We start from the raw sequence: 14244 nt of genomic DNA, 5'->3' as shown, positions 1-14244 counted from the left end.
GGTGCGAGCGGAGCGAGCCTCGAAGGATGACCGGTAAGACTCGGGCCGTCGCCCTTCGAGACGCGCGCGATGCGCGCTCCTCCAGCGACAACGGCAACGCCGTTGCGCGGGGGTGACGGTACTCAGCGTGACGATGCCCCCTCAATCAGCGACCGCCACCGCCTCGATCTCGATCAGCCATTCCGGCGCCGCAAGCGCGGTGACGCCGACCAACGTAGAGGCCGGCGGCTCCATGCCCTCAAAGAACGCCGAGCGTGCCTTGCCGATGATGGGACGGAGCTCCGGCTTGTAGCCGACGACGAAGGTCGTGATCTTGACGATATTGGAATAGCTGGCCCCGGCGGCCTTCAGCGCCATGCCGAGGTTCTGCATCACCTGCGTCGTCTGCGCGGCGAGATCGCCGGCGCCGACCACGCGGCCCTCCTCGTCGACCGACACCTGTCCCGAAATGTAGATCGTGCGCGCGCCCGAGGCGACGACGACGTGGGAGTAAGCCGGATTGTGATGCAGGCCGCTGGGGCGAAGATGGTTGAGCTCGCTCATGGTGTGCCTCCCTGACACGCGTGTTTGTAGGAAGCCTACTCGTGTCGGACGGTTACGGCCAGAGCGGTGTCGTGGAGTGCTCGGGCCTGCTCCGCTGTCGTCCCGGCGAAAGCCGGGACCCATTACCACAGGGTCGCGTTGTTGAAGGAAGCTGTGGCCCCAGCGTTGCGCAATAATTCACCTTCGGTGGTTATGGGTCCCGGCCTTCGCCGGGACGACAGCGAGGGCTGGCGATACTCAGCCCCCTCACTTGCAGGGCTTGGAATCCCTGACGTCGAACTTGTCCAGCGCGCCCGAGATCACGAAATCGTTGTAGTCCAGTACCAGCGCGCGGGAGACGCCGTTCTCGTAGAGCTCGAACGACATCGCGTAGACCGGCGTCTGCTCGCCGTCCTTCGCGCGCGCGTCGCTGTCGTAGTAGCTCACCGTCACCGGCCAGCGCGTCATGGCCTTCATCGCATTGCTCGCCGTCGACGGATCGGGCGATGACGGCGCGCGGTCGCCTGCGATCGGGCGGCCGATCACGGTCAGCGTGTTGTAGATCTTCTCGCCGTTGTCGGAGCCGTCATAGACGGTCTGCTCGAGCACCGATTTGCCGTCGCGGGCGGCAGCGATGATGTGCTGGATCTGCTCGGTCGGGAACACGATCTTGCCGTCGATATTGAACGTCTTCTTCACCGGCTGGGTCAGCTTCACGGTGATATGATCGCCGACCCGCTCGGCGATGCCGTCGACCGGCGACGATTCGCTGTCGTTCATCCGCGTGTCGATCTTGAAGCGGTAGCTTTTGCCCGACGCGTCCTCCCAGGACGTGGAGCGAAGATCTGATAGCGTCACCTTGCCCTCGCCGCTGTCGAGCTCGGACACCTGGCGGAATTCGGAGGTATAGCCTTCGCAGGAGTTGCCGGAGAAATTGTAGAGGATGCGCCCGCGCGCATCGCTCACCGAGTTGGAGCCGCGCGATTTCACGAGGCTCAGATCGTAGAGCGCCTGATGCGCGAGGAACGGCCCGCTTGCCGCAGCGACCGCGGCCCCCTGAACCAGGCCGGATCCTGCGGCAACGGCGATCGCAAACACCAGGGCACGCGACGGAGTCCGGAACGGCAGGGTCATGTGGTTTCCTCAAGGAGGCAGGGATTCGCCACAATAGTGACGGTGGTATTGCGCCGCAACTGGGGCAAGTCTGACAAAATGGCAATGTACGCTGCGAAAATGCCGTCATTTTCGGCAGCTTTCCGTGCGATTCGGCACCTCATGGCCGCGTTGCCCTCACCTTACCGTCGCTTGCAACCGGCGGCACGATGCGCGAAACAATCGAAACAAACTTGGCCCTGACCGCGTTTCAGGCTTTGTGCAATCAAATTTGGGGGACCAAAAAATGGCGGGTACCGTCGAACAAAAACTGGCATCACAGGGCATCACGCTTCCCGAGCCGACCTCCCCGGTCGCAAACTATGTCCCCTTCGTCCGCAGCGGAAACCTCCTGTTCGTGTCCGGCCAGGTCTGCTTCAACGCCGAAGGCAAGCTGATCGCCAAGGGCAAGCTCGGCGCCGGCGTCACGCTCGAACAGGGCGCCGCCGCCGCCCGCGGCTGCGCAATCAGCCTGCTGGCCCAGATCAAGGCCGCGCTCGGCGACCTCGACAAGGTGGTGCGCGTGGTGCGGCTCGGCGGCTTCATCAATTCGGCGCCCGACTTCTTCGACGGGCCGAAGGTGCTGAACGGCGCTTCCGACCTGATGGTCGAGGCATTCGGCGACAAGGGCCGCCATGCCCGCACCACCGTCGGCGTCGCCTCGCTGCCCGCGGACGCCGCGGTCGAAGTCCAAGGCGTGTTCGAAGTCGCCTGATCGATGCGCGCTCCTGATTGGCTGACGAAGCGGCCGGTCGCCCATCGCGGCCTGCATGATGCCGCGCGCGGCATCATCGAGAACATGCCGGCCGCGGCCACCGCCGCGGTCGCCGGCAACTTCGCCATCGAGTGCGATATCCAGCTCACCGCCGACGGCGAGGCCATGGTGCATCACGACGATGCGCTCGGCCGCCTCACCGAGGGGTCGGGCCTGCTGGCGACCAAGACGGCGGCCGAGCTGAAGACCGTCAAGTTCAAGGACACCGCCGAGCAGATGATGACGCTCGGCGATCTCTGCGCGCTGGTCGCCGGCCGCGTGCCGCTGGTGGTCGAGGTGAAGAGCCATTTCGACGGCGACCGCAGACTGGTGCGGCGGATGGCCGAGGTGCTGGGGTCCTATTCCGGCCCGGTGGTCGGGATGTCCTTCGATCCCGACCAGGTGCTGGCGCTGCGCGAGATCATGCCGAACCTGCCGCGCGGCATCACCGCCCAGCGCACCTATGACGACGGCCATTGGGACAAGCTGACGCCGGCGCAGCGCGATAGCATGCTGTACCTGCGGCACGGCTTTACGACCGAACCGCATTTCGTCGCCTATTGGGTCAACCAGCTGCCGGCGCCGGAGCCGTGGATCGCCCGCCACGTGTTCGGCTGTCCGCTGCTGGCCTGGACCGTGCGGACCGCGGAACAGCGCGAACGCGCGGCGCGCTACGCCGACCAGATGATTTTCGAGGGGTTTGTGCCGGGAACCTGACATGTCCGAGACATGCCCCTTGCAGTCTTGAACTCGTCGCTGCGACGCACGATGTTGGCGAAGGTTGGTCGTCATCGGCGATGGCGGAATGCGGGGCATGATCCGGAAGTGGAGCCAGCTGTTCCGGAAAGATCATGCTCAAACGAGGCACCGGTCTTCATTCTCGATGGCGTCTTCTGAAATCACCCTAGAGGCTGTAGCTGACATCGGCGGCATTCCGGCCGCCGAATGGGACGCCTGCGCCAATCCCAAGGCGGACGCGGACAGCATCCACAACCTCGACACGCTGGCCTCGCCCGGCTCCGCAAACGATTGCCAGACCGCCGCAAGTTCGAGCTATAACCCGTTCGTTTCCCACGCCTTTTTCGCCGCCGCCGAAGCCTCCGATTCGGCCTGCCCGCGGACCGGCTGGGGCCCGCGGCATCTGATCGCCAAACTCGACGGCCGGATCGTCGGCGTCGTGCCCTGCTATCTGAAATCGCACTCGCAGGGCGAATACGTGTTCGACCGCGGCTGGGCCGAAGCCTATCACCGCGCCGGCGGCAGCTATTACCCGAAGCTTCAGGTGTCCGTCCCCTTCACGCCCGCGACCGGGCCGCGGCTGTTGATCCGCGACGGCGTCGACCGCGAGGTGATCGGCTCCGCGCTGGCGCGAGGCCTGCGGGCACTCTGCAACGCCACCGAGGCCTCATCCGTGCATGTGACGTTCGCCCGCGAGGACGAGGCCAGGTTCCTCGGCGCCCACGGTTTCCTGCAGCGGACCGACCAGCAGTTCCACTGGCACAATGAGGGCTACAAGACCTTCGACGACTTTCTCGGCTCGCTGAACTCGCGCCACCGCAAGGGCATCAAGCGCGAGCGCCGCGAGGCGGTTGCCGCCGGGATCACCATTCACTGGCTGACCGGCGCCGACATCACCGAGGACGCCTGGGATGCGTTCTTCGAGTTCTACATGGAGACCGGCTCGCGCAAATGGGGCCGGCCGTATCTGACCCGAGAATTCTTCTCGCTGATCGGCGAGACGATGAGCCGCGACGTGCTGCTGGTGATGGCCAAGCGCAACGGACGCTGGATCGCCGGCGCGATCAACTTCATCGGCTCGGACACGCTGTTCGGCCGCAACTGGGGCGCGATCGAGCACCACCCGTTCCTGCATTTCGAGGTCTGCTACTACCAGGCGATCGATTTCGCGGTTCAACGCGGGCTCAAGGTGGTCGAGGCCGGCGCGCAGGGCGAGCACAAGCTGGCGCGCGGCTACCTGCCGCAGACCACCTATTCGGCGCATTTCATCGCCGATCCCGGACTGCGCAGGGCGATCGCCGATTACCTCAAGCGCGAGCGCGATTATGTCGCCGAGGTCGGCCGTGAGCTCGCCGAGGCCGGCCCGTTCCGCAAGACGGTCGACGACGACGCTTGACGTCTCCGCCGCCGCCTAGGCAATAAAGCAGCATCATCGAGGAGCCGCCACCATGCCCGCCGCCTACGACAGCAACAACATCTTCGCAAAGATCCTGCGCGGCGAGCTGCCCTGCTACAAGGTCTATGAAGACGAGCACGTGTTCGCCTTCCTCGACATCATGCCGCGCTCGCCGGGGCATACGCTCGTCATTCCGAAGGCCCCTGCCCGCAACATCCTCGACATCAAGCCCGACGACTACGCGCACGTCGCGCGCGCCTCGCACAAGATCGCCGCCGCCGCGATGAAGGCATTCGAGGCCGACGGCATCACCGTGCAGCAATTCAACGAACCAGCCGGTGGCCAGGTCGTGTTCCATCTGCACATGCACGTCATGCCACGCAAGGACGGCGTCGCGCTGCTGCCGCCTGCGAGCCACAAGGAAGATACCAAGGTGCTGGAGGCGAGCGCGGCAAAGCTGAGCGCGGCGTTGAAGTAGGCCACGGCGCCATTCCGTAGCCCGGATGAAGCGCAGCGCAATCCGGGAATCTCTGCCGCGTCGTAAGACCACCCCGGATTTCGCTTCGCTCCATCCGGGCTACGGATCCTACTCCGTCTCAAAATCCCCCGCCTGCGGCGGGGCCAGCGGGGTGAACTCGCAGCGGTCGGGCTTGACGTCGATCAGCGGCGTCTCGTCGAGGCAGTCGAGGCCGCGCACCAGGATGACGTTGCCCTCGACACCGACCAGCTTGACGATCGAGGTGCCGATCGGGTTCGGGCGCACCGGCGAGCGCAGCGAGAAGGTGCCGCGGGTGTTGCCGTTGTTCTTCGGGCTTTGCAGCACGATGTCGCGGCGCGACTGGTGCAGCCAGTACAGCACCTCGAGATTTGAATAGAAACCGACGCCCTTAATCGCGGCGACCCAGGGCTCGAAAATCTCGAGCCGGCACACCGGGCCGTCGTGCCGCCCCTGCCGCGGCGTCGCCAGCCGCGAGGTCCAGGGCGTACGGATGCGGCCGATGAAGACCAGCCCGGCATCGCGCGCCGTCGGCATGTCGACGGCGATCTCGCCCTGGCGCAGTTCCATTTCACGTACCATGTGTCAATCCAGCGATATGTTCAGCGCCTTGACCACGCCCGCCCATCGCGCGCGATCGGTATTCACGAACTTGTCGATCTCGGCCTGGCTCTTCGCATGCAGCGGCGGGAAGCCGATCTTGACCAGCGAAGCGCGGAACGCTTCGTCGTTCAAGGCCCGGTCGAGGCTCGCCTTGATCTTGTCGGCGACGTCGTCAGGCACTTTCGACGGCGCTGCGATACCATACCAGACGCTGACCGCATAATCGGGATAGCCGCTCTCGGCGATCGTCGGCAGATCGGGCAAATCGGGGATGCGGTCGGTCGAGCTGACGCCGAGCGGCCGCAGCATGCCTGATTTGACCGGCGGCAGCGCGGTGCCGAGCGTGTCGAACATCAGCTGGATGTTGCCGGACAAAAGGTCGGTCAGCGCGGGTCCTGCGCCCTTGTACGGTACGTGGGTCATCTCGACGCCGGCCATCTGCTTGAACATCTCGCCGGCGAGATGAACCGTGCCGCCGGTGCCGGCCGATCCGAAATTGAGTTTTCCGGGATTCTTCTTGGCGTAGGCGACGAACTCCGCGATCGTCCTGGCCGGCACCGAGGGATGCACCTCCATGATCATCGGCGCGTCCGTGATGACGGACAGCAGGCGAAAATCCCTGGCCGGATCGTAGGGCAGCTTCTTGTAGAGCAGCGGATTGAGCACGAAGATCGAGGCCGCCGTCACGAACAGCGTGTAGCCGTCGGGATCGGAGCGCGCCACGGCCTCGGCGCCGATCGCGCCCTGCGCGCCGGCCTTGTTCTCGACCACGACCACCTGTTTGAGATCGCGCCCGAGATATTCGCCGACGATGCGGCCGAGCACGTCGGTCGGCCCGCCCGCGGCATAGGGCACCACGAGCTTGATCGGTCGCGTCGGATAATCCGCGGCACGCGCCGGCAGCGTCGCCGCCAGCAACGCCGTCAGAGCAACAATGAATAGCGATGATGCGCGCCGCTGCATGCCGTTTCCCCGTTGTCTTGTTCTTGGGGAGCGAGAGTAGCGGATAATGCGGACGCCGCAATCAGCCGAGCCAGTATTTGCCTGCGATCATGACGATCTCGCCCGCGATCACGCCGGCGAAGATCGATTTCCTCGCCAGCATGAACACGACAAAGCCCGCGGCGACGGCGCCGTAGCGCAGCCAGTCCGGCACGCTGGCGAGCGCGCCCGGCGGCTGCACCACGATCTGCGCGATGATACCGGCGAGGATCGCGGTGGCGACCGCCCTCACCCAGACCAGGAGCTCGGAATTCTCGTCGATGCCGCCGCCGAACCACAGGCCGAGCATGCGCCAGATCTGGTTGGGAATGACGCCCGCGACGAACAGGATCGCGAGCGCGTGCCAGTCGCCAATGAAACCGCTCATGCGCGCGCCCCGACGATGCCCGCCCTCGCCCGGTGCACGGCATAGGCAATTGTGCCCGCGACGACGCCGCTGACCAGGATGTCGACGCCGCTGTTCAGCATCGCCGCCAGCGGGAACAGCAATAGGCCGAGCACCAGCGCGATGACATCGGCGAGCTCGCGGCAATTGCGCGCCGTGGAGAACAGGAAGGCGAGCGGCGTCAGCATCAGCATGCCGGCGGCGAACAACGGCGTGAGGTTGGCCGCGAGCATGTAACCGATCATGTTGGCGATCAGGCAGACCGTGACCAGCCCGCAGCCGAGCCCGTGGATGAAGGCGATCCGCCGGTTGCGCGGCACCTGCGGCAGGAAGCGGAAGCACTCGACCCACAGCGTGACGGCGGTGAGATGCGCCACCAAGATCAGATGCCGCCGCTTGGTCTGTTCGGTGCGCATCATCGGCAACACCGACACCACCATCGGGAACAGGCGGATCGCACTGACGGTGACCGCGATTGCCGATTGCAGCACGGTGGCGCCGGAGCCGAGCGTCGTGATCACGATGATCTGCGCAGGACCGGCCCAGACAAACGCCGTGCTTGCCAGGGTCCAGCCCAGCGAGAAGCCGGAATCATGCGCCAGCGCGCCGATGCCGAGATAGGTCGCAAACAGCACCAGGGTCAGCACGGTCGCGCCGATCGACCGTGCGCCCCACAGGAAGGCGCGGAACGAGGTGTGCCATTGCGGAGAATCGAGCGGAGGAAGCGCCACGGGGAACCGGATGGTTTTGCAATCGCGGCGGATTAGGGCGCGGACAACGCAGGGTCAAGCAAGAGACGGCACAGCGCTGCTATGCAGTAGCCCGGATGGAGCGAAGCGCAATCCGGGACACTCTCACCGATTGCAAAAGCGGCCCCGGATTTCGCTGGCGCTTCATCCGGGCTACGGGATCAAAGCAATCACGCCCTGTTCTTCAGCACAAAGCACGCCCCGCCCGCCTTGCGGATACGATTGCACAGGCCGTCGGCCTCGGGGCGCGTGTCGGCGCCGATGCGCACCTGGTAGAAGGTCGCGCTGCCGCGGGTGCGCAGCCGCGAGCTCAAGAGGCTCGGATCCTGGTCGCCGATCACGTTGGCGAGGCGCTTGATGGCGCGGGCATACATCGCCAGCGCCTTGTCGCGGCTGAAGCCGGCGGCAAGCTGCACGCCCCAGACCTTGGCGGCCGACAGCGTGATGTGCTGCTCGAGCCCAGCGACGAACGGATTCGGCGCGCGCTTCAGCAGCGCCATCAGCTCGCGGCAGCTCGTGGTCGGCGCGCGCTGCGGCATCTTGCCGTTGCGCCCGGCGGCGGCCCAGTCGTCGACGCTGGAGCCGGTGATCGCGGAGACGTAATTGCGCGTCTCCTGCGGCATGTAGCCGGAGCCGGCGAGCCAGTCCTGGATCCGGCGCGGGCCGGCATTGTAGGCTGCCGCCGCGAGGCCGAGATTGCCGAACTGGCTGCGCAGCTCGCTGAGGAATTCGGCCGACTTCGGCAGCGCCTGGACGGGATTGAAGGGATCAAGAAGCCCGCGCTCATTCGCCGTGCCCGGCATGAACTGCGCAATGCCCTGCGCGCGCTGGCCGTTGCGCGTCATCGGACCAACCGCATCGGCTTGGAAGCGGCTCTCCTGCCAGATCACGCGTGCGAAGAATTCGAGCGGCAGGTCGTTCGCCCGCGCCGCCGACTCGATCATCAGGCACATCGCCTCGCGGGTGTCGCTCTCGCGCGCGTCGTCTGCGGGTTTCTCAGTCGTTGCCGCAGGTTTCTCGGCCTGTGTGGCCGGCGTATCCTCGGGGGGTGCAGGTTTCTCGGCCGATGGCGCAGCCTGCTCTCCCGGCGGTGGCGCAGGCGGCTCCGCCGGCGCCGCGGCGGGTTTCTCGGCGGGCGCGACGGGCTTGTCAGCGGGCGGCGCTGCGGGCTGCTCGGCGGATGGCGGGGCTGCGGCAGGCGCGTCCTCGGCGCCGGCGCCGACCGGCGACACCAGCAACACAAGCATGACCCATGCGGCGCAACGACCCGTTCGCATCGCAAATCTGTTCCCGCGCGGCGTGGCTTGACACCGCAAGCTCGTGGTCTAGCTATGGACTGAAATGATGGCGCGCAAAAGGGAGCGCAAAATGGCCGCAGCATCCGACGATCAACTCGGTTTTGCCCCCGACGACGACGCCCCGATCGGCTACATGAAGCGGACCCGCGATTATTATGCGGCGATCGGGTACACCACCCCCTATCGCTGGGCGCATTACACCTTCGCCCCGTTCCAGCCCCTGAAGAAGCCGCTGAACCAGTCCCGCGTCGCCATCATCACGACCGCGGCGCCGTTCGATCCCGCCAGGGGCGACCAGGGTCCCGGCGCAAAATACAATGGCGGGGCCAAGTTCTATGCGGTCTATGACGGCGGCACGTCAGAGCAGCACGATCTGCGGATTTCGCACATCGCCTATGACCGCACCCACACCACGGCGACCGACAGCGGCACCTGGTTCCCGCTGGCACAGCTCAAGCGCCTCGCCGCGGCCGGCACGATCGGCGAAGTCGCCCCGCGCTTCTTCGGCGCCCCGACCAACCGCAGCCACCGCGTCACCATCAAGACCGACGCGCCCGAAATCCTCAAGCGTTGCCGTGACGACAATGTCGACGCCGCGGTGCTGGTGCCGAACTGCCCGGTCTGCCACCAGACCGTCAGCCTGGTGGCGCGGCACCTCGAGGCCAACGGCATCTCCACGGTCGTGATGGGCTGCGCCAAGGATATCGTCGAGCACGCCGCGGTGCCGCGCTTCCTGTTCTCCGACTTCCCGCTCGGCAATTCCGCCGGCAAGCCGCAGGACGTCGCCTCGCAGGCGTTCACGCTGGAGCTGGCGCTGCGCGTGCTGGAGTCCGCGCCCGGCCCGCAGACCACGGTGCAGTCGCCGCTGCGCTGGAGCGCGGACGCTGCCTGGAAGCGCGACTACAGCAACGCCGATGCGCTCAGCACCGAGGAGCTGGCCCGCCTGCGCCGCGAGTTCGACGCACAGAAGGAAGTCGCCAAGGGGCTGCGCGTCGCGTAAGGCTCGCCGTTAGACACGATCGCTTGGCCAATTCACGGTGTCATCGCCCGGCTTGACCGGGCGATCCAGTATTCCAGAGACACCAGCCAGTCACGGAGAAGCCGCGGCGTACTGGGTCCCCCGGTCAAGCCGGGGGACGACAAGTGGAGGCGAAATGCTTGCTCTCGCTTCTTGTCAGCCATGGGCGCGGACAAGCCCGGTCATGATGAAGCTACCTCTCACGGCCGCCTCTTAGGGCTAACTCAACTCGGCGGGTCTGCCGCGACCCGTACGGCGGTGAGCATACCGGTCCGTTCGTGGCAGCCGAGATATTCGAAGAACTGCTCGTCGGCGGCGGCGACGGTGACCTCGTGATACAGCCTGAGCTTGGCGTTCGGCCCCAAGGTCGAGAGATACTTCATCGCCGCGCCAAAAATCCGGACATGGGTCGGGTGCGACTCCGCCCAGCGCTCCAGCGCCGCAAGGCTCTTCCACCAGCTCTGGCCGTAGGACTTTTCGGTCGGCCTGCCCTCGGCATCGACGACGCGCATGTAGCGGTTGGCGTAGCAGCCGATCGGCACGCCATCGTCGCGCAGGAAATCCATGCCCTCGCGCAGCACCGGCTCGACATCGTCGAGATACATCTTGCGCTCCGATGTTTCGGTGTCGCTCCAGTCCTGGCCAGAGCGGATCAGGCAGAGATTGTCATGCGCAATCACGCGGATGCGTGCGCCGTCGCGGATCGCGCGCGGCTCGCCGCCTGGCGTCATCGCGTCGGTCTGCGACAGCGGGATACGGTCGCGCATGCCGCCCCAATAGGCGTGCTCCTGCACCTCTCCGCTCATGCCGTCGGCAAGCACAGCGACGCCCTCCGGACGGCCGAGCGACGAGAACAGCGTCTCGTAGCGCGCAACATGCGGCCGCAGCACCTCGATGAAGCGGCCGACGCCCTCCGTGGCGCCGCTGCCGGTCCAGGCCTCGCGCGCGCCGTCGAACCAGGCGTCGAAACGCCCGGCGTCGTCCCAATAGGCGACCGAGACGACGTTGGTGAAGCCGGCCTGGTCGACATATTGCGCACGATCCCAATGCGTCGGGCCGTTCTCGCCGGCAAAGCGTTTTGCGATCGATGCGAGGGCCTCGTTCGCCGCGGCAGTCAGTTCGCCGCGAAACTGCACGCCGAAATAGGCCATGATCACGCGTGCGACCGCGGGCTTGTGGCGTGCGACGAAGGACGGATAAGGCGGCGCATAGTCGTCGGGCACGCGACGATGACGGGTCCGCTCTGTCTTCAGGTGAGAGGGAATCGCGGATTCCATGGCAGTCGCCTCCGGTTGGATGTCGTGCGTTCAGCTCGCAGCCGCGTCGATCTCCTCAAGGCTGTCGAGCGGCAGCGCGAAATGCTCGACGCGCTTCGAGGGCTTCTTGTTCAGCAGCAGACGCGTGACATCGGGGCGCGAATAGTGCCCGGCCGGATCGGCGGCGTTCTTGGCGATCCCGATCGCACCGAGATCGATGTCGGCGAGCAGCAGCCCCTCCTGCTCGGGCGGCAGCTTCTCGGCGATCGAGCTGCCGTCCGGCCCGTAGATCGCGGCGTGGCCGCCGCCGACATGCAGCAGCGCGTGCTTGTCGTCGCGGTCGCACATCTCGTCGACCATCGCCTGCGAGACCGTGGCGCAGGGCGCCAGGACGAAGCACGAGCCCTCGACCGCATAGACCCGCGAGGCCGCGTTGTTGACCTCCCAGCCGAGCGCCGGCGCGAACGGATCGTACAGCGAGAAGCTCGGCCAGGCCGCAACATGGACCTGCTCGTTTTGCGCATACATCGCGTATTTCGACAGCGGCTGCAGGTGCTCCCAGCAGCACAGCGCGCCGAGCCGGCCGATGCCGGGGCGGTCATGCACCGCAAGATCGCTGCCGTCGCCCTCGCCATAGACGGTGCGCTCGGCATGGGTCGGCCGCAGCTTGCGCCGCTTGGCGATGGTCTCGCCGTCGGGCCCGATCAACCATTGCGCGAGATAGAGGCTGCCGCCGTCGCGCTCGGACAGGCCGAGCACCGCGGTCATGCCGGCCTTCTTCACCGCGAGCCGCAGCTTCTCGGCCTGCGGGCTGTCGTAGCTGAGCGAGTTGTCGAAATAGCGCTGCACGAAGCCGCGCCCGATCGCCCAGGCCGGCGAGTCCAGCCAGATGTACCAGGGATAGCCGGGGATGAAGGCCTCGGGAAACGCGATCAGCTTCGCCCCTTTGGCGGCTGCCTCCTCGATCAGCGCGATGGACTTGGCGATGGAGGCGTCGAGGTCGAGCCAGGCAGGTGCGGCCTGCACCACCGCAACGCGGTATTTCGGATGTTCGATGCCCATGATGTCCTCCTCACGGCCGACGCTTCCGGCCGGTTCGTGCTTGATCGGCCATGGCGGCCTCTGACATCATGCTGCACCGGGACCGGGCACGCCGTTCGACCAGGACGGAAGGAAAATTCGACTGCGGAGGAGATTCCCGAGCCGCCCCCGGTATGAAGCTTGCTTTGTTTGCGTGGCCAGCGTTTGCACTCGTGAAGGGAGGAAATCATGCCGGCCCTGTTCACCACGGAAGACGCGCCCACCCATCGGCGCCTTGCGCTCTGGCAGGACATCGTCTGCGACGTCTTCGTGCAGCTCGATTGCAAGTCCGATCTCGGCGGCGCCTTCCACGGCGCCATCACCAGCGCGCAGCTGGGCGCCGCGAAGTGCTCCGTTGTCTCGTCGAGCCGGCAGCGTGTGCTGCGGACGCCGTCGCGGATCGCACGCGCCAGCGAGGATTTTGTACTGTTCGCGCTCGGCCGGAGCGGCGCGGGCGCCGTGCTGCAGGACGGCCGTGAGACCGTGATCCAGCCCGGCGAGTTCGCATTCTACGACACCACCCGGCCCTATGAATTGCGCTTCAACGCCGACTTCACGCAGACCATCTTCCAGGTGCCGCGCGCCATGCTGCACCGGCGCTTCGCCGGCACCCAGGGCTTAACTGCGACTACGTTCACATCGGATCGTCCCGTGCAGCGGCTCGCCTGGCAGTTCATCGCGGGGCTCTCCGAGATCGCCGACAAGCTCGATCCTGACAACGCGATCCGCCTCGCCGACCAGGCTGCCGACCTGCTCGCGATGGCGATGAGCGAGCGGCTCGGTGGCGCCGCGCTGCCCGCGTCGACCCACCGCTCCGCGCTGCTCTATCGGCTGAAGGCGCATGTGCTCGCGCATCTGCCGAACCCCGAGCTCAGTCTCACCGAGACTGCCGCCGCGCTCGGCATCTCGCCGCGCTACGTCAACAGCCTGCTGGCCGACGAGGACACCTCGTTCCAGCGCTTCGTGCTGGCGCAGCGGCTGGAGCGCTGCAAGCGCGACCTCGCCTCGCCGGCGCACGCGCATCGCCACATCGGCGAGATCGCATTCGCCTGGGGCTTTAACGATCTCTCGCATTTCGGCCGCGTGTTCCGCGACCATTACGGCCTGTCGCCGCGCGACTGGCGGCAAAGCCGGCTGCCGAACTAAAGCATTTTCGAGCGAAGTGGATACCGGTTCGCCTTAAGAAAACGCGCCAAAGGAAGAAGCCAAAGCCCGGGGGGTCTTTGCGGCGCAAAAAATACCCGGGAATCCGCACCCTCGCAGAGCAAACAATTTACACTAACTGCAACGGGTTCCCCCGGTGCCCTTCTTTTCGCTGAGGCGGACCGGTACAGTCGTGCCGTTCATTTGGAGGATTTCCCATGCAGGACCGGCGCCAGAGCGTACGCGACAAGGTGTTTTATGGTGCGGTTGCGGAGATCAATGAACGCGGCTCGACGATGGACTGCGTCGTCCGCAATATCAGCGAAGGCGGTGCCTGCGTTGAATTTGGCGATGCTGTGCATCTGCCCGAAGAGATGAATCTCAGCGTCGCACGCAAGGGCCGCTCGTTCCTGGCCCGCCTGATCTGGCGCCAGGCCAACAAGGTCGGCCTCGCCTTCCGGATCATGACCTCGGACACACCGGTCAGCGATCTCGACGAGCGGGTCCGCCGCAGCGAAATTAAGAAGCGGCAGCTGCAGCGGCGCATCAACGATTTGCTCGGCCAGGGCTGAGCCAGCTCCGCTGGTAGCCATCGTTTCCGTCGCGGCCGGCATCCGGCATTCGGGGTTGCAAAGGCTGGGCTAATCCAGCA

At 66.1% G+C, this 14244-nt stretch carries 16 protein-coding genes; 7 read left to right on the top strand and 9 right to left on the bottom strand.

The genetic code is table 11. The features are described from left to right. Positions 1-141: 141 nt before the first annotated feature. Positions 142-543, bottom strand: a complete 402-nt coding sequence (locus tag AC1VNY_RS34655) for a RidA family protein (RefSeq protein ID WP_038388572.1) — start codon at positions 541-543, stop codon at positions 142-144. 246 nt (positions 544-789) lie between these two features. Continuing rightward, positions 790-1656: a cell envelope integrity EipB family protein gene (locus AC1VNY_RS34650; RefSeq protein ID WP_482408554.1), complete on the bottom strand. Its 867-nt coding sequence runs from the start codon at positions 1654-1656 to the stop codon at positions 790-792. A gap of 265 nt (positions 1657-1921) precedes the next feature. On the opposite strand from AC1VNY_RS34650, the gene AC1VNY_RS34645 reads away from it, so the two are divergent. The 4 genes from AC1VNY_RS34645 (at position 1922) to AC1VNY_RS34630 (ending at position 5040) form a co-directional block, all read left to right on the top strand. After that, entirely contained in the window at positions 1922-2389 is a 468-nt protein-coding gene (locus tag AC1VNY_RS34645; protein WP_482408553.1) for a RidA family protein, read from the top strand. Positions 2390-2392: 3 nt separating this feature from the next. After that, complete coding sequence (locus AC1VNY_RS34640) at positions 2393-3145, top strand: glycerophosphodiester phosphodiesterase family protein (RefSeq protein WP_482408552.1); 753 nt, start codon at positions 2393-2395, stop codon at positions 3143-3145. Positions 3146-3311: 166 nt separating this feature from the next. After that, positions 3312-4562, top strand: coding sequence for a GNAT family N-acetyltransferase (locus tag AC1VNY_RS34635; protein ID WP_482408551.1), 1251 nt, complete (start codon positions 3312-3314; stop codon positions 4560-4562). A gap of 52 nt (positions 4563-4614) precedes the next feature. Then, a complete protein-coding gene (locus AC1VNY_RS34630) occupies positions 4615-5040 on the top strand; it encodes an HIT family protein (RefSeq protein ID WP_482408550.1) in 426 nt (141 codons plus the stop codon). Positions 5041-5148: 108 nt separating this feature from the next. On the opposite strand, the gene tsaA is transcribed toward AC1VNY_RS34630, so the two are convergent. The 5 genes from tsaA to AC1VNY_RS34605 all read right to left on the bottom strand — a co-directional run bounded on the left by tsaA (position 5149) and on the right by AC1VNY_RS34605 (position 9044). Next, positions 5149-5640: a tRNA (N6-threonylcarbamoyladenosine(37)-N6)-methyltransferase TrmO gene (gene tsaA, locus AC1VNY_RS34625; protein WP_482408549.1), complete on the bottom strand. Its 492-nt coding sequence runs from the start codon at positions 5638-5640 to the stop codon at positions 5149-5151. A gap of 3 nt (positions 5641-5643) precedes the next feature. Then, complete coding sequence (locus AC1VNY_RS34620; RefSeq protein WP_482408548.1) at positions 5644-6624, bottom strand: Bug family tripartite tricarboxylate transporter substrate binding protein; 981 nt, start codon at positions 6622-6624, stop codon at positions 5644-5646. Positions 6625-6685: 61 nt separating this feature from the next. Continuing rightward, positions 6686-7030, bottom strand: a complete 345-nt coding sequence (locus AC1VNY_RS34615; protein WP_028336400.1) for an AzlD domain-containing protein — start codon at positions 7028-7030, stop codon at positions 6686-6688. Further along, a complete protein-coding gene (locus tag AC1VNY_RS34610) occupies positions 7027-7779 on the bottom strand; it encodes an AzlC family ABC transporter permease (RefSeq protein WP_482408547.1) in 753 nt (250 codons plus the stop codon). Before AC1VNY_RS34610 ends, AC1VNY_RS34615 begins: the two co-directional genes overlap by 4 nt. 188 nt (positions 7780-7967) lie before the next feature. Continuing rightward, the gene (locus tag AC1VNY_RS34605) at positions 7968-9044 is read right to left on the bottom strand and encodes a lytic transglycosylase domain-containing protein (RefSeq protein ID WP_482408546.1); all 1077 of its coding nucleotides are present in this window, start codon (positions 9042-9044) and stop codon (positions 7968-7970) included. Between the two features lie 121 nt (positions 9045-9165). Here AC1VNY_RS34605 and AC1VNY_RS34600 point away from each other — a divergent pair, with 121 nt between their 5' ends. Then, positions 9166-10095: a glycine reductase gene (locus AC1VNY_RS34600; RefSeq protein ID WP_482408545.1), complete on the top strand. Its 930-nt coding sequence runs from the start codon at positions 9166-9168 to the stop codon at positions 10093-10095. A gap of 242 nt (positions 10096-10337) precedes the next feature. On the opposite strand, the gene AC1VNY_RS34595 is transcribed toward AC1VNY_RS34600, so the two are convergent. Further along, a complete protein-coding gene (locus tag AC1VNY_RS34595) occupies positions 10338-11390 on the bottom strand; it encodes a phenylacetaldoxime dehydratase family protein (protein ID WP_482408544.1) in 1053 nt (350 codons plus the stop codon). A gap of 30 nt (positions 11391-11420) precedes the next feature. Then, positions 11421-12431, bottom strand: a complete 1011-nt coding sequence (locus AC1VNY_RS34590; protein ID WP_076834510.1) for a carbon-nitrogen hydrolase family protein — start codon at positions 12429-12431, stop codon at positions 11421-11423. A gap of 207 nt (positions 12432-12638) precedes the next feature. Here AC1VNY_RS34590 and AC1VNY_RS34585 point away from each other — a divergent pair, with 207 nt between their 5' ends. Together AC1VNY_RS34585 and AC1VNY_RS34580 are read left to right on the top strand one after the other, a co-directional pair. After that, entirely contained in the window at positions 12639-13595 is a 957-nt protein-coding gene (locus tag AC1VNY_RS34585; protein ID WP_482408543.1) for an AraC-like ligand-binding domain-containing protein, read from the top strand. Positions 13596-13810: 215 nt separating this feature from the next. Next, positions 13811-14164 (top strand): PilZ domain-containing protein, encoded by a 354-nt coding sequence (locus AC1VNY_RS34580; protein WP_482408542.1) that lies wholly within the window; start codon positions 13811-13813, stop codon positions 14162-14164. Positions 14165-14244 lie beyond the last annotated feature (80 nt).

The sequence above is a fragment of the Bradyrhizobium ferriligni genome (assembly GCF_056837965.1).
The sequence above is the reverse complement of the archived record's forward strand: the minus strand, read 5'-3'. Positions and strand labels throughout refer to the sequence as shown.

Bases quoted from the DNA above. Each gene is read 5' to 3' on its own strand.
- tsaA (WP_482408549.1), bottom strand. From the start codon at position 5,640: ATGGTACGTGAAATGGAACTGCGCCAGGGCGAGATCGCCGTCGACATG.
- AC1VNY_RS34580 (WP_482408542.1), top strand. From the start codon at position 13,811: ATGCAGGACCGGCGCCAGAGCGTACGCGACAAGGTGTTTTATGGTGCG.
- AC1VNY_RS34600 (WP_482408545.1), top strand. From the start codon at position 9,166: ATGGCCGCAGCATCCGACGATCAACTCGGTTTTGCCCCCGACGACGAC.
- AC1VNY_RS34640 (WP_482408552.1), top strand. From the start codon at position 2,393: ATGCGCGCTCCTGATTGGCTGACGAAGCGGCCGGTCGCCCATCGCGGC.
- AC1VNY_RS34605 (WP_482408546.1), bottom strand. From the start codon at position 9,044: ATGCTTGTGTTGCTGGTGTCGCCGGTCGGCGCCGGCGCCGAGGACGCG.
- AC1VNY_RS34645 (WP_482408553.1), top strand. From the start codon at position 1,922: ATGGCGGGTACCGTCGAACAAAAACTGGCATCACAGGGCATCACGCTT.
- AC1VNY_RS34590 (WP_076834510.1), bottom strand. From the start codon at position 12,431: ATGGGCATCGAACATCCGAAATACCGCGTTGCGGTGGTGCAGGCCGCA.
- AC1VNY_RS34620 (WP_482408548.1), bottom strand. From the start codon at position 6,624: ATGCAGCGGCGCGCATCATCGCTATTCATTGTTGCTCTGACGGCGTTG.
- AC1VNY_RS34615 (WP_028336400.1), bottom strand. From the start codon at position 7,030: ATGAGCGGTTTCATTGGCGACTGGCACGCGCTCGCGATCCTGTTCGTC.
- AC1VNY_RS34585 (WP_482408543.1), top strand. From the start codon at position 12,639: ATGCCGGCCCTGTTCACCACGGAAGACGCGCCCACCCATCGGCGCCTT.
- AC1VNY_RS34635 (WP_482408551.1), top strand. From the start codon at position 3,312: ATGGCGTCTTCTGAAATCACCCTAGAGGCTGTAGCTGACATCGGCGGC.
- AC1VNY_RS34655 (WP_038388572.1), bottom strand. From the start codon at position 543: ATGAGCGAGCTCAACCATCTTCGCCCCAGCGGCCTGCATCACAATCCG.
- AC1VNY_RS34650 (WP_482408554.1), bottom strand. From the start codon at position 1,656: ATGACCCTGCCGTTCCGGACTCCGTCGCGTGCCCTGGTGTTTGCGATC.
- AC1VNY_RS34630 (WP_482408550.1), top strand. From the start codon at position 4,615: ATGCCCGCCGCCTACGACAGCAACAACATCTTCGCAAAGATCCTGCGC.
- AC1VNY_RS34595 (WP_482408544.1), bottom strand. From the start codon at position 11,390: ATGGAATCCGCGATTCCCTCTCACCTGAAGACAGAGCGGACCCGTCAT.